17 protein-coding genes are annotated in these 22,455 nt (G+C 65.5%); 13 read left to right on the top strand and 4 right to left on the bottom strand.

The annotated features are described in order from the left end of the window. Positions 1-30 precede the first annotated feature (30 nt). Positions 31-207: a hypothetical protein gene (locus XH90_RS07795; RefSeq protein WP_194480113.1), complete on the bottom strand. Its 177-nt coding sequence runs from the start codon at positions 205-207 to the stop codon at positions 31-33. A 377-nt stretch (positions 208-584) separates the two neighbouring features. Here XH90_RS07795 and ftsW point away from each other — a divergent pair, with 377 nt between their 5' ends. From ftsW to ligA, 12 genes are all read left to right on the top strand, one after another. Continuing rightward, positions 585-1,736, top strand: a complete 1,152-nt coding sequence (gene ftsW, locus XH90_RS07800) for a putative lipid II flippase FtsW (protein WP_194480115.1) — start codon at positions 585-587, stop codon at positions 1,734-1,736. 140 nt (positions 1,737-1,876) lie between these two features. Further along, complete coding sequence (gene murG, locus XH90_RS07805; RefSeq protein WP_194480117.1) at positions 1,877-2,977, top strand: undecaprenyldiphospho-muramoylpentapeptide beta-N-acetylglucosaminyltransferase; 1,101 nt, start codon at positions 1,877-1,879, stop codon at positions 2,975-2,977. A gap of 122 nt (positions 2,978-3,099) precedes the next feature. Next, positions 3,100-4,503 carry a UDP-N-acetylmuramate--L-alanine ligase gene (gene murC, locus XH90_RS07810; RefSeq protein WP_194480119.1) on the top strand — a complete coding sequence of 468 codons (1,404 nt, stop codon included), beginning with the start codon at positions 3,100-3,102 and terminating at the stop codon, positions 4,501-4,503. Positions 4,504-4,609: 106 nt separating this feature from the next. Next, positions 4,610-5,530 (top strand): UDP-N-acetylmuramate dehydrogenase, encoded by a 921-nt coding sequence (gene murB, locus XH90_RS07815; protein ID WP_194480121.1) that lies wholly within the window; start codon positions 4,610-4,612, stop codon positions 5,528-5,530. Between the two features lie 123 nt (positions 5,531-5,653). After that, positions 5,654-6,640, top strand: coding sequence for a D-alanine--D-alanine ligase (locus tag XH90_RS07820; RefSeq protein ID WP_194480123.1), 987 nt, complete (start codon positions 5,654-5,656; stop codon positions 6,638-6,640). 348 nt (positions 6,641-6,988) lie between these two features. Beyond that, positions 6,989-7,993: a cell division protein FtsQ/DivIB gene (locus XH90_RS07825; protein WP_194480124.1), complete on the top strand. Its 1,005-nt coding sequence runs from the start codon at positions 6,989-6,991 to the stop codon at positions 7,991-7,993. Next, positions 7,990-9,312, top strand: coding sequence for a cell division protein FtsA (gene ftsA, locus XH90_RS07830; RefSeq protein ID WP_194480126.1), 1,323 nt, complete (start codon positions 7,990-7,992; stop codon positions 9,310-9,312). The genes XH90_RS07825 and ftsA overlap by 4 nt, the downstream gene beginning before the upstream one ends. Before the next feature lie 87 nt (positions 9,313-9,399). Beyond that, on the top strand, positions 9,400-11,190 hold the full coding sequence (gene ftsZ, locus XH90_RS07835) for a cell division protein FtsZ (protein ID WP_194480127.1): 1,791 nt from the start codon (positions 9,400-9,402) through the stop codon (positions 11,188-11,190). A gap of 363 nt (positions 11,191-11,553) precedes the next feature. Further along, positions 11,554-12,516: a UDP-3-O-acyl-N-acetylglucosamine deacetylase gene (gene lpxC, locus XH90_RS07840; protein WP_194480129.1), complete on the top strand. Its 963-nt coding sequence runs from the start codon at positions 11,554-11,556 to the stop codon at positions 12,514-12,516. Positions 12,517-12,760: 244 nt separating this feature from the next. After that, entirely contained in the window at positions 12,761-13,660 is a 900-nt protein-coding gene (locus XH90_RS07845; RefSeq protein ID WP_194480131.1) for an outer membrane protein assembly factor BamD, read from the top strand. A 24-nt stretch (positions 13,661-13,684) separates the two neighbouring features. Next, positions 13,685-15,358, top strand: a complete 1,674-nt coding sequence (gene recN / locus XH90_RS07850) for a DNA repair protein RecN (RefSeq protein ID WP_194480133.1) — start codon at positions 13,685-13,687, stop codon at positions 15,356-15,358. Positions 15,359-15,454: 96 nt separating this feature from the next. Beyond that, complete coding sequence (gene ligA, locus XH90_RS07855) at positions 15,455-17,602, top strand: NAD-dependent DNA ligase LigA (protein ID WP_194480134.1); 2,148 nt, start codon at positions 15,455-15,457, stop codon at positions 17,600-17,602. Positions 17,603-17,765: 163 nt separating this feature from the next. Here ligA and XH90_RS07860 read toward each other — a convergent pair whose 3' ends face one another. Continuing rightward, positions 17,766-19,046: a multidrug effflux MFS transporter gene (locus tag XH90_RS07860; protein ID WP_194480136.1), complete on the bottom strand. Its 1,281-nt coding sequence runs from the start codon at positions 19,044-19,046 to the stop codon at positions 17,766-17,768. 226 nt (positions 19,047-19,272) lie between these two features. After that, entirely contained in the window at positions 19,273-21,102 is a 1,830-nt protein-coding gene (locus XH90_RS07865) for an aminopeptidase P family protein (RefSeq protein ID WP_194480138.1), read from the bottom strand. Between the two features lie 185 nt (positions 21,103-21,287). Here XH90_RS07865 and XH90_RS07870 point away from each other — a divergent pair, with 185 nt between their 5' ends. Beyond that, positions 21,288-21,467, top strand: coding sequence for a hypothetical protein (locus XH90_RS07870; RefSeq protein ID WP_194480140.1), 180 nt, complete (start codon positions 21,288-21,290; stop codon positions 21,465-21,467). Positions 21,468-21,518: 51 nt separating this feature from the next. Here the strand turns inward: XH90_RS07870 and XH90_RS07875 are convergent, their stop codons facing one another. Further along, the gene (locus XH90_RS07875; protein ID WP_194480141.1) at positions 21,519-22,406 is read right to left on the bottom strand and encodes a 50S ribosomal protein L11 methyltransferase; all 888 of its coding nucleotides are present in this window, start codon (positions 22,404-22,406) and stop codon (positions 21,519-21,521) included. Positions 22,407-22,455 lie beyond the last annotated feature (49 nt).

Here is a 22,455-nt window from a genome sequence, read left to right on the forward strand (position 1 = left end):
CCAGCGTGCATTCGCCTCCCCAGGCGGCGGTCAGTTGGTTGTCGTGGTCTGGAAGTCGTGTGGAGCAACTGACAGCACGCAAGCCAGCGTCGTGGCGCGCGGCCGAACGTTCTCGCCGGAGAGCACACCGACCTTTGTCAGCGTGCGCGGACATCCCGAGGTCGTCGTCGCCTGGAGCAGCGAGCGGGCGGTCAGGATCGGTTTCATTCCGGAACCAGGCCAGGTCGACAAGCGCGATCAGCGCGCGGGGGACGTCGCGATTACCTACGAATAGGGGTGTGGGGCGGCTACCCCTTGCGCCGCTGTCGTCGCCGGCTTGCCGCCTTCGCTAAACTTCGGCGGCCGAGCACCCTTGTGGCGCCGGCGTAGTCTTGGCGGAGCCGGGACCGGGCGACCCAGTCCTCCAAGTCGGTCGCGATTGAGAAGAGAAGGCGCGGGGTACTGGATGCGCTGGTCAAGCCGGGGCATGATCCTGAGTTGTGTGGTGGCAGCGGGGATCATCTCCAATCATCCGCATTTCCTTAACCCTGCAGTAACCAACCTCGACGACCAATGGACGAACCTCTGTCCGAAAGCGGCCGCCCATGCTCTCCCGTGAAGAACGCACCCCATTTTCCGAGTGGTGGTGGACCGTCGACAAGCCGCTGATGGGCGCCATCCTGGCGCTGATGCTGATCGGCGTGATCCTGTCGCTGGCGGCGAGCCCGCCGGTCGCGACCCGGATCGGGCTCGATCCCTTTCACTTCTTCACCCGCCACGTGATGTTCCTGGCGCCGTCTTTTATCGTGCTGCTCGGCGTGTCGTTCCTGTCGCCGCGGTCGATCCGGCGCTCGGCGCTGATCATCTTCACGATCAGCATCATCCTGATCGTGGTGACGCTGGCTGTCGGCCCCGAGGTGAAGGGCTCGCGACGCTGGATCACGCTGCTCGGGGTCAACATCCAGGCCTCCGAAATCGCAAAACCATCGTTTGTCGTCATCGCGGCCTGGCTGTTCGCGGAATCGACCAAACGGCCGGAGATGCCCGCGACCTCGATGGCGCTGGTGCTGCTCCTGATGCTGGTGTCGCTGCTGGTGATGGAGCCGGACTTCGGCCAGACCATGCTGATCCTGATGGTGTGGGGCTCGCTGTTCTTCATCGCGGGGATGCGCATGATCTGGGTGTTTGGTCTGGCAGGCCTCGGCGCGGCCGGTCTGTTCAGCGCCTATCTGCTCGTCCCGCACGTCGCCGGCCGTATCCAGCGCTTCATGAATCCAGCCTCCGGCGACACGTTCCAGGTCGATACCGCGATGGAGGCTTTCTACAATGGCGGCTGGTTTGGCCTTGGACCGGGCGAAGGGATTGCCAAGCGAAGCCTGCCGGACAGCCACACCGACTTCGTGTTTGCGGTCGCCGCCGAAGAGTTCGGCATCATCCTGTGCCTCGCCATGCTGGCGCTGTACGCCTTCATCGTGATCCGCACGCTGTCGCGCGCCTATGCCAATGAGGACATGTTCTCCCGCTTTGCGGCGTCCGGTCTCGCGATCCTGTTCGGCGTGCAGGCCGCGATCAACATGTCGGTCAATCTCCAGCTCATCCCCGCCAAGGGCATGACGCTGCCCTTCATTTCCTACGGCGGCTCCTCGATCGTGTCGCTCGCTTATGGCGTCGGCATGATGCTGGCACTGACGCGGCTGCGTCCGCGTACCGAGGTCGAGGCGAGCGGCCGCGCCGAGGCGATGCGGAGTTACGCGTAAGTCGTCATTGCGAGGTACACGCGCGACAAAATTGCGCAGCGATCTTGTGCTGGTGCGACGAAGCAATCCGGGCTGTTCCGCGGAGGTAGTCTGGATTGCTTCGCTCGCAATGACGTGAGAGAGCCTGTAAAAGGGCACTTATGGACCAATCCCCCTTGATTCTTCTCGCCGCGGGCGGCACCGGCGGCCATCTGTTTCCGGCTGAGGCACTTGGCGTCGAGTTGATCCGGCGCGGCTTTCGCGTCCGCCTCGTCACCGATGACCGCGCGTTGCGCTACAGCGGGTTGTTCAGCAAGGACATGATCGACGTCGTCGCGAGCGAGACAGCGCGCGGTCGCAATCCGCTTCAGCTCGCCTATGCCGGCCTGACGCTTGCCACCGGTACGCTCGCTGCGTACCGCCTGATCAAGCGATTGAAGCCCGTTGCCGTCGTCGGCTTCGGCGGCTATCCGACATTGCCGCCGCTGGTTGCCGCAAAATTCGCAGGTGTGCCCGGCATCATTCACGACGCCAATGCGGTGCTCGGCCGCGCCAACCGTTTCCTGTCGAGCCGCGTCCAGGCTATCGCAACGTCGTTGCCGGGCGTGCTCGACCGCGATCCGGCGCTGGCAGGCAAGACCACGATGGTCGGCACGCCGATGCGCCCCGCGGTCCTCGCCGCTGCGGCGGTGCCATATGCCCCACCCGAGGTGAATGGACTGCTGCGCCTGCTCGTCGTCGGCGGCAGCCAGGGCGCGCGCATCATGGCCGACATCGTGCCGGGTGCGATCGAGCGGCTCGAGCCCGCATTGTGGGGCCGGCTCATCCTGACCCAGCAGGTTCGCGACGAGGACATGGGCCGCGTGCGCGCGGTCTATGACAAGCTCAAGATCAAGACGGAGTTGGCGCCGTTCTTCACGGATCTGCCGGCGCGGCTCGCCTCCAATCATCTGGTGGTGTCGCGCTCCGGTGCCGGCACGGTGGCCGAACTCGCCGCGATCGGCCGGCCCTCGGTCCTGGTGCCGCTGCCGGGCTCGATCGACCAGGACCAGTTCGCCAATGCCGGCGTGCTGGCCAAGGTCGACGGCGCCATCCGCATACCGCAGACCGAGTTCACTTCCGACCGCCTCGCTGCCGAGATCTCCGGCTTTGCCGCCGAGCCGGCGCGTCTTGCCGCCATGGCTGCTGCGGCAAAAGGGGCAGGCCGGCTCGACGCCGCCGAGCGGTTGGCCGATCTGGTCGTCAAAGTCGCGGGAATCTGACGCGAAAAAGCCCTTGTCTTCGTCTTCCAAAGCGGGGCATCCAGTACGAACGGCGCGGCCGATTTGGCCGTGACCTTTGCCAGATGCCGCCTGCGCAAGGCGGCGAGGTCAGGGAACAGAGCATGAGACTGCCGCGCGAGATCGGACCCATCCACTTCGTCGGGATCGGCGGGATCGGCATGAGCGGCATCGCCGAGGTGCTGGTCAATCTCGGCTATGCCGTGCAGGGCTCGGATGCCTCGGACAATTACAATCTCGACCGCCTGCGCAAGAAGGGCGCCAAAGTTTCGGTCGGCCACAAGGCCGAGAATGTCGACGGCGCCGAGGTCGTCGTGGTCTCCACCGCGATCAAGCGCGACAATCCCGAATTGATGGCGGCGCGCGAGCGGCGCATTCCCGTGGTGCGCCGTGCCGAGATGCTGGCCGAATTGATGCGGCTGAAGAGCTGCGTCGCGATTGCCGGCACGCATGGCAAGACCACCACGACCACGATGGTCGCAACGCTGCTCGATGCCGGCGGGCTCGATCCCACCGTGATCAACGGCGGTATCATCAATGCCTATGGCTCCAATGCGCGGTTAGGGGCCGGCGACTGGATGGTGGTGGAGGCTGACGAGAGCGACGGCACGTTCCTGAAGCTGCCGACCGATGTCGCGATCGTCACCAATGTCGATCCCGAGCATCTCGATCACTTCAAGACGTTCGACGCGGTACAGGACGCGTTCCGCCACTTCGTCGAGAACCTGCCGTTCTACGGCTTTGCCGTGATGTGCATCGATCACCCCGTGGTGCAGAGCCTTGTCGGCAAGATCGAGGATCGCCGCATCATTACGTACGGCGAGAACCCGCAGGCCGATGCGCGATTGCTCGATCTCACGCCGATGGGGGGCGGCTCGAAGTTCAAGGTCGCGTTCCGCGATCGCAAGACCGGCGCCGTGCACGAGATTCCCGATTTGATGCTGCCGATGCCGGGCCGTCACAACGCGTCCAACGCGACGGCCGCGATCGCGGTGGCGCGCGAGCTCGGCGTCTCGGACGATGCGATCCGCAGGGCCATCGCCGGCTTCGGCGGCGTCAAGCGCCGCTTCACCAAGACGGGTGAGTGGAACGGCGTCACCGTGATCGACGATTACGGCCATCACCCTGTCGAGATCGCCGCGGTGCTGAAGGCGGCGCGGGAATCCACCAACGGCAAGATCATGGCCGTGGTGCAGCCGCATCGCTACACCCGCCTGCAATCGCTGTTCGAGGAATTTTGCACCTGCTTCAACGATGCCGACGCGGTTGTCGTCGCCGATGTCTATGCCGCGGGCGAGACGCCGATCGACGGCGTCGACCGCGACCATTTCGTCGCAGGCCTGCGCGCGCATGGCCACCGCGAAGTGATCCCGCTGCCGGCGGCGACGGAGCTCCCGGGCATCGTCAAGGGACTGGCGAAGTCCGGCGATCTCGTCGTGTGCCTCGGTGCCGGCAACATCACGCAGTGGGCGTATGCCTTGCCGGACCAGTTGAAGGCGTTGGGGTGAGCGCTCTTATGAGAGTCTCACAGACAGCCACACGGCAAACTGCGCTCCTTCCCCCCAAGGGGGGAGGGAACGGAAACAGCGCGCCTTCCTCACTTGAGGGCGCCGCATGAGCTTCCCCGACATCACGCCCTCACTCAAGGCCGCGATGCCGGAGTTGCGCGGCCGGCTGCTGGCCAACCAGTCGCTCGCCGAGCTGACCTGGTTTCGCGTCGGTGGTCCGGCGCAGGTGCTGTTCACGCCGGCCGATGAAGACGATCTCGCCTACTTCCTCGCGCATCTTGCTTCCGAGATCCCGGTCTATGTCGTCGGTGTCGGCTCCAATCTCATCGTGCGAGACGGCGGCATTGCCGGCGTGGTGATCCGCCTCGCGCCGCGCGCTTTCGGCGAGACCACAGCGAGCGGCGATGTCGTCACTGCGGGTGCGGCCGCGCTCGACAAGCGCGTGGCGGAAGTCGCCGCCGGCGCTAATATCGGCGGGCTCGAATTCTATTTCGGCATTCCCGGCACCATCGGCGGCGCGCTGCGCATGAATGCGGGCGCCAATGGCGGTGAGACCAAGGATGTCCTGATCGAGGCGCGCGGCGTCGGGCGTGATGGCACCAAGCACGTCTTCTCCAACGCGGACATGAAATTCGTCTACCGCAATAGCGGCGTCGATCCCTCCATCATCTTCACGACGGCGCGTTTTCGCGGCGAGATCAGGGATGCTGAAACGATCCGCGCGCGAATGGCCGAAGTGCAAAGCCATCGCGAGACCGCGCAGCCGATCCGGGAAAAGACCGGCGGCTCGACCTTCAAGAATCCGCCCGGCCATTCCGCCTGGAAGCTGGTCGATGCTGCCGGCTGCCGGGGCCTGCGGGTCGGCGGCGCGCAGGTCTCCGAGATGCATTGCAATTTCCTGATCAACACGGGCGATGCGACCGCGCACGACATCGAGACGCTCGGCGAGACCGTGCGCGAGCGAGTGAAGGCGAATTCCGGAATTGAGCTGCACTGGGAAATCAAGCGGATTGGAATTCCCGATTGATGGTCATTCCGGAGCGCGCGAAACGCGAACCATGGTGCGCAATTGCGCACCTGAGATTCTCGAGATTCCGGGTCTGGTGCTTGCGCACCATCCCGGAATGACGGCACAGAGGTAACTGAGAACATGCGCATCACCATCCTCTTCGGCGGCTCCAACCGCGAACGTCTGGTTTCAGTCGCCTCGGCCCAGGCGCTGCATCAGGCGCTGCCCGAGGCCGATCTCTGGTTCTGGGACGTCGAGGACAAGGTGCATGTGGTCCAGTCGAAACAGTTGCTCGAACATTCCCGGCCGTTCGAGGACGAGTTCAGGCCGGGCACCTCAGGCATTTCACTGGCGCAGGCGCTCGACCAGGCCAAGGCGGAAGATCGCGTCCTCGTGCTCGGCCTGCATGGCGGATGCGCGGAGAATGGCGAATTGCAGGTGATGTGCGAGGCGCGCGGCGTGCCGTTCACCGGCTCGGGCTCGGCTTCATCGCATCTCGCCTTCGACAAGATCGCGGCCAAGCGGTTTGCCGCGCTCGGTGGCGCGACGCCGCCTGCGGGCATCGCGCTCGAGAACATCGACGACGCCTTCGCCGAATACGGCCGGCTGATCGCAAAGCCGGCGCGCGACGGCTCGAGCTATGGCCTGATCTTCGTCAACGCCAAGCAGGATCTCGTCGCCGTTCGCAACGCGGCCAAGCACGAAGAATATGTGATCGAGCCCTACATCGCCGGCGTCGAGGCGACCTGCGGTGTCTTGGAGCGCACCGACGGTTCGCTCATCTCGCTGCCGCCGATCGAGATCATTCCGGGCGAGGGCAATTTCGACTACGCGGCCAAATATCTGCTGTCGACGACCCAGGAGATCTGTCCGGGTCGCTTTTCGGCGGAGGTCACCGCCGCGCTCAAGACGCAGGCCATGCTGGCGCACCGCGCGATGTCCTGCTCCGGCTACTCCCGCTCCGACTTCATCGTCTCGGACAAGGCGCTGATGTATCTCGAAACCAACACGCTGCCCGGGTTGACCAAGTCCTCGCTCTACCCCAAGGCGCTGAAAGCCGAGGGCATAGCCTTCGTTGATTTCCTCCGCGACCTGATCGAGCTCGCCGCGCGCCGGGTGCGGAAATAGTTAGGATTGGTTAACGGCCGGAACGGCCAAAACGGCCGGTTTGGCGGCCAAAACCGGTAAAATACCGGACATCGTGGCGCAACTGCCTCACTTGCCTGGGCAAAAAGCATCCCGCGTTAACGAACTTTACCTTTTGTTTACCAGGACATCCGAAGGTTAACGCTGGCGGCGCATATGGCGTTTTGGCTGCCGGCGCGTGAGTCGTTTCGGATGTTTCCGGTCGGCGAACGCTTTGAAGGGGAGCGGTTTCTTCAGCCGAAGACCATCACCCGGCCCGGCACGACCGAGACGTCATGTTCGCCAGGACCCGCGCGGGTGTCGCGGGCAAACTGTTGACGAGCTCGTGCAATGGATGGTGCAGGAAGCCTCACCCGGTCGTTTGTGAGATCGCTGAGGCCCCAAGCTGACCTGAAGGCGGCCGCTATCGGAGCGGTCGTGCTTCTGCGCGAGTGGGTGCAGGACAAGCGCGCGAGCGCCAAGCAGAAGATCAAGGCCAAAGCCGTCATCGAGCGCGAGCCGCCGCCGCGCCTGGTCGCGCTGATCGAGCGCTATCTGCCGCGCCGGGTCGGGATTACCATGACCGTGCTGCTGCTGATCGGCAGCTGCGGCCTCGGCATCGTCAAGGGCGGTCATCTCCAGGATTTCATCACCGCGGTCAGCGACGCGCGCAACGCGATGGCCAATTCGGCCGGCTTCCGCATCACCTCGGTCGTGATCAACGGCCGCAAGCAGCTCAGCCAGGACGAGATCCTCGCGATCGGCGGCGTCAGCGGCCGCTCATCGCTGCTGTTCCTCGATGCCGACGACGTCCGCGACAAGCTCAAGGCCAATCCCTGGATTGCGGACGCGACCGTGCTGAAGCTCTATCCGGGCCAGCTGATGATCGAGATCACCGAGCGCAAGGCGTTCGCGCTGTGGCAGGAGGCCGGCCGGCTCTCCGTCATCGCCGACGACGGCGCGCTGCTCGAGCCCTATGTCTCGCGCCGGTTCCTGTCGCTGCCGCTCGTGGTCGGCAAGGGCGCCGACACGCAGGCCCGCGATTTCCTGGCTTTGCTCGCCCGCTATCCGCAGGTGAACTCGGTGACCAAAGCCGCGATCTATGTCGGCGAGCGGCGCTGGAACCTGAGGCTGAAGGACGGTCTCGACGTCCGCCTGCCCGAGCAGGACGTCGGCAACGCACTCGCCGCGCTCTCCAAGCTCGACAAGGACGAACGCCTGTTCTCGAAGGACATCGTGGCGATCGACATGCGCCTGCCCGACCGTCTGGTGGTGCAGCTGTCCGACGACGCCGCCAAGGCGCGCGATGATCTGTTCAAGGACAAGAAGAAAAAGAAGGCCGGGGACGCCGCATGACCGGTCTTGATCGCACCCAGACGCCGAAGACGCGCCCGATGCCGCACAAGCGCGGCGGCCTCGTTGCCTGCCTCGACATCGGCACCAGCAAGATCGCCTGCATGATCGCGCGGTTGAAGCCGTCGCCGCCGAGCGAGGCGCTGCGCGGGCGCACTCATGCGGTGGAGTTGATCGGCTACAGCCAGATCCAGTCGCGCGGCATGAAGGCCGGCGCGGTGGTCGATCTCGGCGAATGCGAGCAGGCGGTGCGCCAGGCCGTCGGGCTTGCCGAGAAAATGGCCAAGGTCCGCGTCGAGTCCGTTTTGCTGTCGGTCTCCGGCGGCCGGCTCGCGGGCCAGCTGGTCGAAGCCGCGGCCGATATCCGCGGTGGCGCGGTGACGCCTGCCGATGTCAGCCGCGTAACCTCCACCGGCATGCGTCACGCCACCGGCGAAGGCCGCACCGTGCTGCATGCGCTGCCGGTCGGCTACACGCTCGACGGCGCCAAGGGGATCCGCGATCCTCGTGGCATGGTCGCACATCAGTTCGGCGTCGACATGAACGTCGTCACCTGCGATGCCACCGTTGCGCGCAACCTGATGCTGGCGGTGGAACGCTGCCATCTCAACGTCGAAGCCATGGCGGCAAGCCCTTATGTCGCCGGCCTGTCGGTGCTGACCGACGACGAGGCCGATCTCGGCGCCGCCGTGGTCGAAATGGGCGCAGGCACCACCACCATCGCGGTCTATTCCGGCGGCCGTTTCGTGCACGCGGCCGGATTTGCGGTCGGCGGGCAACACATCACGATGGATCTCGCGCGCGGACTCTCCGCGACCATTGCCGATGCCGAGCGAATCAAGACGTTATACGGCACCGTCATCACCGGCGGATCGGACTCGCGTGAGCTGATGTCTGTACCGACAGCCGGTGACGATCAGGATCTGCCGCAGATCGTTTCGCGCGCCACCATCGCCAACATCGTCAAGCACCGTGCCGAGGAAGTCTTCGAAATGGTTCGGGACAAGCTGAAGGATTCGCCCTTCGCGGCAGAGCCCAAGGGCCGCGTCGTGCTCTCCGGCGGCGCCTCGCAGCTCACCGGCCTCGTCGAGCTCGGCACCCAGATTCTCGGCCGGCCCGTGCGCGTCGGCCGCCCGCTCGGTTTCGGCCGGCTGCCCAACGAGGCGAAGAACGCCGCGTTCGCGGTGCCGGCCGGCCTTCTCGTCTACCCGCAATATGTTCACCACGAGCATGTCGAACCGCGGCATACGCGGCAGCAGGTCAAGACAGGGACCGGCGGTTATTTCGGAAAGGTCGGACGATGGCTACGCGAGGGCTTTTGATGACCGCTTTCCGCAAATGTCTGATTTCACCAACTCCCGCGGCCGCAGGCCGGGGCGAACCCACGCGCGCGTGATCGAGAGGCAAACATGACCATCAGCATCAACGTTCCTGATATTCACGAGTTGAAGCCCCGGATCACCGTGTTCGGCGTCGGCGGCGCCGGCGGCAACGCCGTCAACAACATGATCACGGCGGGCCTTCAGGGCGTCGACTTCGTGGTCGCCAACACCGACGCGCAAGCGCTGACGATGTCGAAGGCGCAGCGCATCGTGCAGATGGGCACCGCGGTGACGCAAGGGCTCGGCGCAGGTTCGCAGCCGAACGTCGGCGCTGCCGCTGCCGAAGAAGTCATCGACGAGCTGCGTGATCATCTCTCGGGCGCCAACATGGTGTTCGTCACCGCCGGCATGGGCGGCGGCACCGGCACCGGTGCAGCTCCCGTCATCGCCAAGACCGCGCGCGACATGGGCATCCTCACCGTCGGCGTCGTGACCAAGCCGTTCCACTTCGAGGGCGGCCGCCGCATGCGCACCGCCGAAGCCGGCATCGCCGAGCTGCACAAGGTGGTCGACACGCTGCTGATCATCCCGAACCAGAACCTGTTCCGGGTCGCCAACGAGAAGACCACCTTCGCCGACGCGTTCGCGATGGCCGACCAGGTGCTCTATTCGGGCGTGGCCTGCATCACCGACCTGATGGTCAAGGAAGGCCTGATCAACCTCGACTTCGCCGACGTCCGCGCCGTCATGCGCGAGATGGGCAAGGCGATGATGGGCACCGGCGAGGCCTCCGGCGACAAGCGCGCGCTGACCGCCGCGGAAGCCGCGATCGCCAACCCGCTGATCGACGACAGCTCGATGAAGGGTGCCAAGGGCCTCCTGATCTCGATCACCGGCGGCAAGGACCTGACCCTGTTCGAGGTCGACGAAGCTGCAACCCGCATCCGCGAGGAAGTCGACCAGGACGCCAACATCATCGTCGGCGCCACCTTCGACGAAGCGCTCGACGGCCTGATCCGCGTTTCGGTCGTCGCCACCGGCATCGAGCAGGCTGCAATTGCCCGCAACAGCCAGGCGACCTCCGCTCCGGTTGCGAACGCCGCGCCGCAGCAGGCTCCGGCGGTTCCGGCCGCTGCCGCCGAAAGCCGTCTCGCCGACCTCACCGCACGCCTCCGCGCTGACAACCAGCGTCTGGCCGAACGCGCCCAGAAGATGGAAGCGCAGATCCCGGCCGCGGCCCCGGTCGCTGCCGCGCCCGTCGCACCGCGTCCCAATGTCGAGCGCGCCGCGCTTGCCGCGATCGCCGCAGCCGTGTCCGAAGTCCCGCCGGCGTCCGCGCCGCAGACCTACGGCGACGTCACCGTGCGGCCGATCGCGCAGAAGCCCACGCTGTTTCCGGAACCCGAGCAGGCCCCGCTCGCCATGCACGAGCCGATGACTCCGGAAACCTTCATTCCGCCGCAGGCCGAGCGCGCCCCGGCCCGCGCGCCGCGGATGCCGCGCCTCGAGGAACTGCCGATGCCGGCCCAGGCCGAGCTTCGTCAGGCCCGTGGCGAAGTGGAAGAAGAGACGCCCCAGAAGACCCGTCTGTCACTGCTTCAGCGCCTCGCCAATGTCGGCCTCGGCCGTCGTGACGAGGAGAGCGAGGCGCCGATCGCGGCTCGCACTTCCGGTCCCGCCATGCCGGCGCTGCCCGAGCGCAAGCCGCAGCGGACCGTGCAGCAGCAGATCGCTGCCAGCGAGCCGGTGTCCGAGTATGCCCGCCGGCCCGCCCCGCAGGGTCTCGACGCCCATGGCCGCCCGGCACCTGTTGCGCCGGCGCCACAGGGAGACGACCATCTTGATATCCCGGCCTTCCTGCGGCGGCAGGCGACCTGAGGATTGTTACAATAAGGCAGACGCAAAAAGGTCCCGGCGGGAAGCTTGCCGGGACCTTTCCTTTTGTCTCGCGCATATCCGGATTGCGTGTTCAAGCAACTGATTTTAAATCATTAATTAGCGGTTGGGTGCTTCAGTAAAGCTGCCGATATCAGTCCCAAACCGAGGTGCAATTTGGTTAAGCCTTGGCGCGAATACGGCGGGTTTGGGGTAACAATCGGTAAAAAAGCGTGAGTTGGCGCTGTTTGAGGCAGTGACTATGGTTTGCCGTGACTTGGGGATACGGAGATTCGGTCGGTCGATCTCAATCGATCAGTCGAGCCTCGTATAAGTCGCAGTGGGTCGTAGTGGGGCGGGTTCCTGATGAAATTTAGCCGGCAAACAACGCTTCGCGCGCAAGCCACCGTGGCCGGCGTCGGCGTTCATTCCGGTCTTCCAGTCACCCTGACGTTGGGACCTGCACCTGTCGATGCAGGTTTTATTTTTGTCCGCACTGGCCTCGAGGGAAGTGACCGCGAGATTCAGGCGACTGCCGACCAGGTGATCGCGACCGATTTCGCGACCGTCCTCGGCGACCGTACCGGTCCGCTGGTGTCCACCGCGGAGCATGTGCTGGCTGCGCTGCGGGGCATGGGTGTCGACAACGCCACCATCGAGATCGACGGTCCGGAAGTGCCGATCATGGACGGCAGCGCCGCGGCCTTCGTTGCTGCGATCGATCAGGCCGGCATCGTCACCCAGCCGGCTCAGCGCCGGTTCATCCAGGTTTTGAAGCCGATTTCGGTCAAGATCGGCGACTCCTTCGGCGAGATCCGGCCCTACGCCAACGGTTTCCGCGTCGAGGTCGAGATCGACTTCACCAACCCCGTCATCGGTCAGCAGAGCTACGCCTTCGAGCTCAACCCGGAGCGCTTCCGCCGCGACGTCGGCCGCGCCCGGACCTTCGGTCTGATGGGCGACGTTGCCCGGCTCTGGAGCGCGGGCTACGCGCTCGGTGCCTCCTTCGAAAATACCGTCGTGTTCGACGAGGAGCGGCTGCTCAACACCGAGGGCCTGCGCTACGCTGACGAATGCGCCCGCCACAAGGTGCTGGACGTGATCGGCGATCTCTCGCTGGCCGGACTGCCGCTGCTTGGCGCCTATCGCTCGCTGCGTGGCGGCCACAAGCTCAACCACGCCGTCCTGACCGCTCTGCTTGCCGACCGTACTGCCTGGCGTGTGGTCGAGGGCGAGGCCGTTCGCCGCACCACGCGTGCCGTGGTCGAGGTTGGCAGCGGTATTGTTGGCGGCCGGATCGCCGCGGCCTATGGGCCGGACGTGTCCTGAAAGCCCGCTGCGGCAAGCGGCCAAGCGGCGATTTCGCCGGGAAACTCCTGGTAACCATGATCGACTAGGATTGCGGCGATTTCGCCTTAATCCGGGCGGAATGCCTGCCTATCCGATAGGTTAACAATCGTTTTTCGGTTACACCGACGTGGTCGCATGGCAGGCACCACGATCACATTTCGCGGCCGTGACGGGGATCACGGGCTGGCGGGCACCGCATCACAGGGCGTCAGGTCTTAAATTCATGTCGGCACAGCGTATGACGCGCGGATTTTTCTTGGGATCTCCAAAGGCTCCGGTCGAGACCCGTCGGCTGCTTCAGGCCGCGACCCTCTTCCTGCTCGCGCTGCCGCTGGCCGGCTGCGGCACCGGCTCCCTCTGGGACAAGTTTACCGCCAAGGACGATACCTTCGTCGAGGAGCCCGCCGACAAGATCTACAATGAGGGCTTGTACCTCATGAACGAAAAGAAGGACATGAAGGCGGCGAACAAGAAGTTCGAGGAAGTCGACCGCCAGCATCCCTATTCCGACTGGGCGCGGAAATCGCTGTTGATGTCGGCCTACGCGTCCTACCAGGGCGGCGACTATGACAGTTGCATCGGTGCCGCGACCCGCTACGTCACTCTGCATCCCGGCAGCCCGGATGCCGCTTACGCGCAGTACCTGATCGCCGCCTCGCATTACGACCAGATCCCGGACATCAATCGCGACCAGGGCCGCACCGAGAAGGCGATCGCCGCGCTGGAAGAGGTAGTGCGCAAATATCCGACGTCCGAATATGCGACCTCCGCCAAGGCCAAGATCGAGGGCGCACGCGACCAGCTTGCCGGCAAGGAAATGGCCGTCGGCCGCTACTACATGCAGAAGAAGGACTACACGGCCGCAATCAACCGCTACAAGGCCGTGGTGACGCAGTACCAGACCACGCGTCACGTCGAGGAGGCGCTCTACCGCCTCACCGAGGCCTATATGTCGATCGGCATCGTCGGCGAGGCCCAGACCGCCGCCGCCGTGCTCGGCCACAATTTTCCTGACAGCCGCTGGTACAAGGACGCCTATAATCTTGTAAAATCCGGCGGTCTCGAGCCGAGCGAGAATCAGGGGTCCTGGATCAGCCAGACCTTCAAGAAGATAGGCCTCTAGGTCTCGGCTAGGAAATCTGGTTCCATGCTGGCGCGTCTGTCGATCCGTGACATCGTCCTGATCGAACGGCTCGATATCGAATTCGCCACCGGACTTGCGGTTTTGACCGGCGAGACCGGTGCGGGCAAATCCATCCTGCTCGATGCCTTTGCACTGGCTCTTGGCGGCCGCGGTGACGCCGGCCTCGTGCGCCATGGCGCGGAGCAGGGGCAGGTGACCGCCGTCTTCGATATCCCGAAGAATCACCCTGCGACGAAAATCCTGGCCGAGAACGGGCTGGACGATACCGGTGAGATGATCCTGCGCCGGGTTCAGCTCGCCGACGGCCGCACCCGCGCCTTCATCAACGACCAGTCCATCAGCGTGCAGACGCTGAAGGCGGTCGGCGCTGCGCTGGTCGAGATCCACGGCCAGCATGACGAGCGCGCGCTGGTCGATGCCGCCACCCATCGCCGCCTGCTCGATGCCTTTGCCGGCCTCGAAAAGGACGTGGCCGGCGTCGAAGCGCTGTGGGACGCGCGCCGCACCGCCAACACCGAGCTGGAAGAGCATCGCGCCGGCATGGAGCGCGCGGCGCGCGAGGCCGACTATCTGCGCCACGCCTCCGGCGAGCTGAAGCAGCTCGCGCCCAAGGACGGCGAGGAGACCTCGCTCGCCCACCGCCGCACCACCATGATGCAGGGCGAGAAGATCGCCTCCGATCTGCGCGAGGCGCAGGAGGTGGTCGGCGGCCATAACTCGCCGGTTGCGGCGCTGTCCGCCGCCGTGCGCCGGCTGGAGCGTCGCGGCGTCAATTCGCCGGCGCTGGTCGAGCCCGCGGTGAAGGCGATCGACATCGCGATCAACGCGCTGGAGGAGGCCGACCAGCATCTCCTGGTCGCGCTCGCAGCGACCGATTTCGATCCGGCCGAGCTCGAGCGCATCGAGGAGCGGCTGTTCGCCTTACGCGCCGCCTCGCGCAAATATTCGACGCCGGTCGATGGCCTGGCGGTGCTCGCCGCCAAATACGCCGCCGACGTCGTGCTGATCGATGCCGGCGCCTCGCGCCTGAAGAAGCTCGAGCAGGCGGCGATCGAGGCCGACGCGCGCTATGCGGCGGCGGCGAAGAAACTCTCCGCGGCGCGGCAGAAATCCGCCGAGAAGCTCAACAAGGCCGTCAACGCCGAACTGGCGCCGCTCAAGCTCGAGCGCGCAAAGTTCATGACCCAGGTCGCGACCGACGAGGCTGCGCCGGGCCCGCAAGGTTTCGATCGCGTCGAGTTCTGGGTGCAGACCAATCCAGGCACCAAGCCGGGCCCGATGATGAAGGTCGCCTCCGGCGGCGAGCTGTCGCGCTTCCTGCTGGCGCTGAAGGTCGTGCTGTCCGACCGCGGCTCGGCGCCGACCCTGGTGTTCGACGAAATCGACACCGGCGTCGGCGGCGCGGTGGCGGATGCCATCGGCGCGCGGCTCGCGCGCCTCGCCGGCAAGGTCCAGGTGATGGCCGTGACGCATGCTCCGCAGGTCGCCGCCCGCGCCGACCAGCATCTCCTGATCTCCAAGGATGCGCTGGACAAGGGCAAGCGCGTCGCCACCCGTGTCAACGCGCTGGCTGCCGACCACCGCCGGGAGGAGATCGCCCGCATGCTCGCCGGCGCCGAGATCACGGCCGAGGCGAGGGCGGCCGCAGACCGGCTGCTCAAGGCGGCGACGGCTTAGTGGTGCTCTCTGGGCGCGGCGCGTTGCGCCGCATCCGGGGAACAAAGAGACTAACCCGCCTTTACCGTCCCTCCCGCTCCGTCGTATCCAAGCACCATGGCCAGAGCAGCAAGATCAAAACCGCTTCGTGACGTCGCCGACCTCACCAAGGCACAGGCCAAGGTCGAGCACATCAGGCTGTCGCTCGAGATCGAGGGACACAACGAGCGCTACTATCAAGAGGACGCGCCCACCGTCACCGACGCCGAATACGATGCGCTGCGCCACCGCCTCGACGCGATCGAAAAGCGCTTTCCTGAATTCGTCAGCGGGGATTCCCCCTCGCAGAAGGTCGGCGCGGCGCCGTCCGGGCGCTTCAGGAAGGTGTCGCATTCCGTTCCGATGCTGTCGCTCGACAACGCCTTTGCCGAAGAAGACGTGCGCGACTTTGTCGGCCGCATCGTGCGCTTCCTCAAGCTCGACGACGACAAGATCAGTTTCTCCGCCGAGCCCAAGATCGACGGTTTGTCGATGTCGCTGCGCTATGAGGGCGGCGAACTCGTCACCGCGGCAACGCGAGGGGATGGTGCGGTCGGCGAGGACGTCACCGCCAATATCCGCACGCTCGAGGACGTGCCGCAGAAGCTGAAGGGGCGCAACATCCCTGACGTCTGCGAGGTGCGCGGCGAAGTCTATATGACCAAGAAGGCCTTCCTCGCGCTCAACGAGCGGCAGAAGGCGGCCGGCGACACCATCTTCGCCAATCCGCGCAACTCTGCCGCGGGTTCGTTGCGGCAGAAGGACCCGACCATCACCGCTTCGCGTCCCCTGGGCTTCTTCGCCTATGCCTGGGGCGAGATGAGCGCGATGCCCGAGGATACGCAGAGCAGCATGATCCACTGGTTCGAGCGCTGCGGCTTCAAGACCAATCCGCTGACCAAACTCTGTCACTCGGTCGAGGAGCTGATCGCGTTCCATCATTCCATCGAGGAGCGGCGTGCAAGGCTCGACTACGACATCGACGGCGTCGTCTACAAGGTCGATCGTATCGACTGGCAGGAGCGGCTCGGCTTCGTCTCGCGCACGCCTCGCTGGGCGATCGCACATAAATTCCCGGCCGAGCGGGCCATGACCGTGCTGCGCGACATCGAGATCCAGGTCGGCCGTACCGGCTCCTTCACGCCGGTCGGCAAGCTCGAGCCTGTCGGGGTCGGCGGTGTGATCGTACAGAACGTCACCCTGCACAACGAGGACTATATCAAGGGCATCGGCAACAAGGGCGAGCTTCTGCGCGAGGGGCGCGACATCAGGATCGGAGACACCGTCGTGATCCAGCGCGCTGGCGACGTGATTCCGCAGGTCGTCGACGTCGTCCTCGACAAGCGGCCGAAGAGCGCCAGGGAATATCACTTCCCGAAGACCTGCCCGTGCCCGCTGCACACCGACGTCGTGCGCGGGGAGACGGCAGCCGGCGAGGAGGAATCACGCGCCCGCTGTACCGGCGAATTCGCCTGCCCCTACCAGAAGATCGAGCATCTCAAGCTTTTCGTGTCGCGGCGCGCCTTCGACATCGACGGTCTCGGCGAGAAGCAGCTCCAGTATTTCTTCGACGAGGGATGGGTCAAGGAGCCCGCCGACATCTTCACGCTGGAGAAGCGCAATGCAAAGCTCAAGCTCGAGGAGATCGAGGGCTACGGTGCGACCTCGGTGCGCAATCTGTTCGGCGCCATCGAGAGCCGTCGCAGTATCGCGCTGGAGCGCTTCGTCTATGCGCTCGGTATGCGCCATGTCGGCGAGACCACGGCGCTCGCGCTTGCGCGCGGTTACGGCTCCTGGAATGCCTTCCACGACGCCTGCCTCAAGGTCGCCAAGGGCGACGAGGAGGCGATGGCGGAGATGGACGCGCTGGACCAGATCGGCGATACCGTGATCAAGAGCATCGCCGATTATTTTGGCGAGAGCCACAATCGCGGCATCGTCGAACGGCTGACCAGGGAGGTCGAGATCGTCGATGCCGAGAAGCCGAAGAGCAACTCCGCGGTGGCGGGCAAGACGGTGGTGTTCACGGGCTCGCTGGAGAAGATGACGCGCGATGAGGCCAAGGCCACCGCCGAGCGGTTGGGCGCGAAGGTCTCGGGCTCGGTGTCGAAGAAGACCGACCTCGTCGTCGCCGGCCCCGGCGCAGGCTCGAAGCTCGCGGACGCCAACAAGCACGGCGTCAAGGTCCTGACCGAGGACGAGTGGTTGAAGTTGATCGGGGAGTGAAAGGTCGTCCTCCGCGCCGCTCACTCCTCTGCAGTCGACGGCCGGCTTGACCGGGCGATCCAGGATTCCGGAGACAGTGCGAGAATACGGAGGAGCCGCGGCGTACTGGATCCCCCGCTTTCGCGGAGGATGACACCGTTCTTGTGGAGGCATTCGAGCCTCCTCACATCATCCCCGCCTCTTCCTCTTCCGCCTGTTCGATCAATTCCTCGCTCACCACCAGCTCGCGGCGCGGCACGATGAAGGTCATCGTCACGGCGCAGAGCAGCGAGATCGCAAGCACCGCCGAGGTCAGCGGCAGCGTCGTGGCGGAATGGCCGCCGAGATAGGCGCCGAACTGCGACATCAGCGCACCGATCCCCTGTTGCAGAAAGCCCATGGCACCCGACGCGGTGCCGGCGGCTTCGGGGCGGATGCTGATGGCGCCGGCGGCGGAGTTCGCCATCACGAAGGCGTTGCCGACCATCACGATCATCTGCGTGCCGAACAGCCAGCTTGGCGCTTCGTTCCAGCCCGTAAAGCTCCAGAACAGGTTCAAGAGGCTGCCGCAGAGTTGCAAGGCGAGCCCGAACCAGATCAGCTTCTCCAGCGAGTGTCGCGGCGCAAAGCGCACGCAGAGCAGATTGCCGACCAGATACGCAAATCCCGTCGTCGCGAACCACGCGCCATATTCGGCACTGGTCCGGCCCATCTGCGTCACGACGATGTAGGGACCGCCGCCGGCGAAGGTGAAGATGATCTGGGACGCCAGCACCTGGCACATCACGTAGCCGATGAAGGCGCGGCTCTTGATCAGGGTGCCGACGTCGCTGCGAAAGCCGCCGCTGCCGACAGCGCGGTCGCGCCGCGTCTCCGGCAGTGCGATTGCGATGCCGACGGCGACTGCCATCGCGGCGAATGTGACGGCGTAGAAAATCGCGCGCCAACCGAACGCGGTCTCGATCAGGCCGCCGGTGAGCGGAGAGACCATCTGGCCGATCATCAGGGCGGCGACCACGAGGCTGATCATGGAGGCGACACGATCTCGCTCGTAGATGTCGCGGATGATCGCGCGGCTGATCACCATGCCGGAGGCGCCGCCGAGCGCCTGGAAGAAGCGCGCCGCGATCAGCTGCGGCAGGGTCTCGGCGAAGATGCAGGCGACGCTCGCCGTCACCATCAGCGCAAGGCCGCCGAGGAGCACCGGGCGTCGGCCGAACCTGTCCGACAGCGGCCCCATGATCAGCTGCGAGAGTGCGATGCCGACCATGTAGAGCGACACCGTCATCTGCGCGATCGAGATATCGCGGCCGAACGTCGTTGCCAGCACCGGCAGCGCCGGAACCAGGATGTACAGCGAGATCGGCGCGATCCCGGTCATGACGACGAGCAGCAGCAACACCACGCGTGAGGTCGCGATGTTCCTCGTCGCCGCGTCCTGCGGCCTGCTGATCATGCCGTGCATGCGTATCCGTCTATCGAATTCGAGTCGGACTGTAGCCTGCTCGCACAAGACGGATATCGGCGTTTCGGAATGCGGCTATACCGATTCCGGGACTGTTACCGTGACGGCGTGCAGGAAGCCGTCGTTTTACGGAGAAGCGTGGCGAGGAACGCACCAGGCCGGCCGTGATCGCGGGGCGAGGGCGGCTGAGCCTTGCGCCGATCGCGTAGCGCCGTGCGGGCACCGTCTAGGCTGTCAGCTCCGCCGTGGCCTGATCGAGCCAGGTCTTCGTCGCCTCATCCAGCGCCGGCCCCACTTCAGTGCGGACGCGGGCGTGGTAGGCATTGAGCCAGGCGAGCTCGTCGCGGTTCAGCATGGCGGCGTCGATCAGCCGGCGGTCGATCGGCGCCAGCGTGAGCGTCTCGAATGCGTTCATCGGCTTCTCGGCGCCCTTGATGTCGGCGGCGACCACCAGCTCGAGATTCTCGATGCGGATGCCGAAACCGTCGGTCTTGTAATAGCCGGGCTCGTTGGAGAGGATCATGCCGCGCTTCAGCGGCGTGGTGCCGAGCTTCGAGATCCGTGCCGGTCCTTCGTGCACGCTGAGATAGCTGCCGACGCCATGGCCGGTGCCGTGCTCGAAATCGACGCCGGCGGCCCAGAGATATTGCCGCGCCAGTGTGTCGAGTTGCGCGCCGGTGGTGCCGTCGGGGAAGACCGCGCGCGCGATCGCGATATGGCCGCGCAGCACACGGGTGAAGCGGTCGCGCATCTCCTCCGTCGGCTCGCCCACGGCCATGGTGCGGGTGACGTCGGTGGTGCCGTCTTCATATTGCGCGCCGGAATCGATCAGCAGCAGATCGCCGGGCACGATGCGCCGGTTGCTCTTGCGGGTGACGCGGTAGTGCACGATGGCCCCGTTCGGCCCCGTGCCCGAGATGGTCGGGAACGACACGTCCTTCAACGCGCCGGTGTCGCGGCGGAACGTCTCCAGCGCCTCGACTGCGTCGATCTCGGTGAGCTTGCCGCTTGGAGCCTCGCGATCGATGAAGGCGAGGAAGCGCGCCAGCGCGATCGCATCGCGACGGTGCGCCGTCTGCGTGCCCTTGATTTCGGTCGCGTTCTTCACGGCCTTGAGCAGTGCGATCGGATCGCTGCCGCGCACCGGCTTGCCGCCGCCGCCCGCGATCAACCGGCTGAGCGCATCGGCCGCCGTGGCGTTGTCGAGCGCAATCGCCGCGCCGCTCTTGGCGAGCGCCATCAGCGTCGGCGTCAGCGCATCGGGCTCGCGCACATCGGCCGATTGCTCGAGATGATCGCGCGTCAGGTTGGAGAGCTTGCGGTGGTCGATGAACACGGTGGGCCGGCCGACCTTGGGCACCAGCGCGTAGGACAGCGGCAGCGGCGTGTGCGCGACATCGGCGCCGCGGATGTTGAAGGTCCAGGCGACCGCATGGCTGTCGGAAAGCACCAGCGCGTCGGCGCTCAGCTTCTCGATCTCGGTCTTGATCTGCGCCACCTTCTCGGCCTCGGCGACGCCGGCATATTGGAGGCCGTGGATCGCGACAGGCGCGATCGGGGCTCGAGGCCGGTCCTGCCAGACCGCGTCAAGCGGATTGCTGTCGACCGCCACCAACTCGGCGCCGGCCTTGGCGCAGGCGGCGGAGAGGCGTTCGGCTGCCGCAAAAGTGTGCAGCCATGGATCAAATCCTAGGCGATCGCCGGTTTTGAGATGCGCCGAGATCCAGCTCTCCGGCGGCGGATCGATCAGCGATTCGACCGTCCACGCCTTTGCGTCGACCTGCTTGGCCGCCTGGATCGTGTAGCGGCCGTCAACGAAAAGTGCGGCTTCCCGGGCCAGCACCACGGCAAGCCCCGCCGAGCCGGTGAAGCCGGTCAGCCAGGCGAGCCGCTCTTCGGAGGGCGCGACATATTCATTCTGCTGCTGGTCGGCGCGCGGAATCACAAAGCCGGTCAGCTTGCGACGGGCGAGTTCATCACGGAGCGCAGCCAGACGTGCCGTCAACGCGACGCCGGCCTCCGGCTCCTCGAATGTCTGGAAGTGTGCTTCGAACATGGCTCAGCTTAGGATCATGGGGATGAGTCCGCAATGTAGACGCAATTGCGATCTCATCTGGCACGCACTGTGCTTGAAAATGTTCCATTCGAATTGAGTGGAGTAGTGGATGCGGCAGTTGCGCTTCGTCCGGATGTCAGGGAAATTCGAGCAGGTGGTTCATCTCAACGGCGAGGGGACACACGATGCCAGCGTTCACCTTTGAGAAGATTTCGCCGCCGGTGCGCCGCGCACCTGTCGCAACGACACCGAAGAAGCCGCGTGGCCTCATCAGCCAGATGATCGACCGCGTTGCGGCGCGCCGCGCAAGGCGGACCTTGCATGCGGAGCGCGCGATGCGCCGGGACGACAAGCCCGAGGAGTAGCGCGTTGCTCACCTCTCCGCGCAAGCGGGGCGAGGGTGCACACCTACCTGCTCAATCCACCTTCCTTAGCAGCAGGCTGCTCCAGCCCTCGATCCGCAGATGGCGGAGAGGTATGAGGCCGCGTGCGCGGTAGGCGGCGATCACCGCGGGGGCCTGGTGGGTCAGCAGGCCGGAGAGGATGACGCGGGCGCCGGGCGCCAGATGCCGGGCCATCGGACCCGCCAATTGCCGGAGCGGATTGGCAAGGATGTTGGCCAGTACCAGGTCGAACGGGCCGCGTTTGGCAAAGTCCGGCGCAGCGAAGCCGGTGGCACGGATCACCCGGACGTATTGACCTGTTTCGTTCAGTGCCGCGTTTTCGGCCGCGACTCGCACCGAGGGCGGGTCGATGTCGGAGGCCAGCACCGCGCGGTGCAGCGCCTTGGCGGCTGCGATCGCCAGCACGCCGGTACCGGTGCCGAGATCGAGCACGCGCCTCGGCCGGGCATGTTTCAGGACATGGTCAAGCAGAAGTAAACAGCCACGCGTGGTGCCGTGGTGTCCGGTTCCGAAGGCGAGCGCCGCTTCGATCTCGACGGCGAGCTTGTTCGGCGCCACCCGATCGCGGTCGTGGCTGCCATGGACGACGAAGCGTCCGGCCGGGACGGGGACAAGATCTTCCAGGCTCGCCTTGACCCAGTCCTTGGCCTCGACCGTGTCGAAGGCAAGCGTGGCGACGACGTCATTTCCTGCTGAAGTTGCAACGAGTTCGTGCAGCAATGTCTGGTCCGGCGCCTCGGCAAAATGCAGCGTGACATCCCATTGTCCGTCCGGCCGCTCGAAGGCGGCGACGGCGGTATCGCCTTCGAAAAAGACCTCCGTGAGTACGTCGACGACGCGCCTGGCGGCGGCCTCGCTTCCGATCGAAAAGCTGGCTCGGTGGGTAGGGGAAGGCTGCATTCTAGGGGCCCGTTGGGTTCAATTTGGGGAACTTTTGTTCCCGTTTTTC

Origin of the sequence: Bradyrhizobium sp. CCBAU 53338 (assembly GCF_015291665.1) — a bacterium.
Classification (GTDB): Bacteria; Pseudomonadota; Alphaproteobacteria; order Rhizobiales; family Xanthobacteraceae; genus Bradyrhizobium.

What these genes read in the sequence shown, in the direction of transcription:
- lpxC (WP_194480129.1), top strand. Translation starts at nt 11,554, where the DNA reads ATGAAATTTAGCCGGCAAACAACGCTTCGCGCGCAAGCCACCGTGGCC.
- ftsA (WP_194480126.1), top strand. Translation starts at nt 7,990, where the DNA reads ATGACCGGTCTTGATCGCACCCAGACGCCGAAGACGCGCCCGATGCCG.
- XH90_RS07820 (WP_194480123.1), top strand. Translation starts at nt 5,654, where the DNA reads ATGCGCATCACCATCCTCTTCGGCGGCTCCAACCGCGAACGTCTGGTT.
- XH90_RS07860 (WP_194480136.1), bottom strand. Translation starts at nt 19,046, where the DNA reads ATGCACGGCATGATCAGCAGGCCGCAGGACGCGGCGACGAGGAACATC.
- murC (WP_194480119.1), top strand. Translation starts at nt 3,100, where the DNA reads ATGAGACTGCCGCGCGAGATCGGACCCATCCACTTCGTCGGGATCGGC.
- murG (WP_194480117.1), top strand. Translation starts at nt 1,877, where the DNA reads ATGGACCAATCCCCCTTGATTCTTCTCGCCGCGGGCGGCACCGGCGGC.
- recN (WP_194480133.1), top strand. Translation starts at nt 13,685, where the DNA reads ATGCTGGCGCGTCTGTCGATCCGTGACATCGTCCTGATCGAACGGCTC.
- ftsZ (WP_194480127.1), top strand. Translation starts at nt 9,400, where the DNA reads ATGACCATCAGCATCAACGTTCCTGATATTCACGAGTTGAAGCCCCGG.
- murB (WP_194480121.1), top strand. Translation starts at nt 4,610, where the DNA reads ATGAGCTTCCCCGACATCACGCCCTCACTCAAGGCCGCGATGCCGGAG.
- XH90_RS07875 (WP_194480141.1), bottom strand. Translation starts at nt 22,406, where the DNA reads ATGCAGCCTTCCCCTACCCACCGAGCCAGCTTTTCGATCGGAAGCGAG.
- XH90_RS07845 (WP_194480131.1), top strand. Translation starts at nt 12,761, where the DNA reads ATGTCGGCACAGCGTATGACGCGCGGATTTTTCTTGGGATCTCCAAAG.
- XH90_RS07870 (WP_194480140.1), top strand. Translation starts at nt 21,288, where the DNA reads ATGCCAGCGTTCACCTTTGAGAAGATTTCGCCGCCGGTGCGCCGCGCA.
- XH90_RS07865 (WP_194480138.1), bottom strand. Translation starts at nt 21,102, where the DNA reads ATGTTCGAAGCACACTTCCAGACATTCGAGGAGCCGGAGGCCGGCGTC.
- ftsW (WP_194480115.1), top strand. Translation starts at nt 585, where the DNA reads ATGCTCTCCCGTGAAGAACGCACCCCATTTTCCGAGTGGTGGTGGACC.
- XH90_RS07825 (WP_194480124.1), top strand. Translation starts at nt 6,989, where the DNA reads ATGGATGGTGCAGGAAGCCTCACCCGGTCGTTTGTGAGATCGCTGAGG.
- ligA (WP_194480134.1), top strand. Translation starts at nt 15,455, where the DNA reads ATGGCCAGAGCAGCAAGATCAAAACCGCTTCGTGACGTCGCCGACCTC.
- XH90_RS07795 (WP_194480113.1), bottom strand. Translation starts at nt 207, where the DNA reads ATGAAACCGATCCTGACCGCCCGCTCGCTGCTCCAGGCGACGACGACC.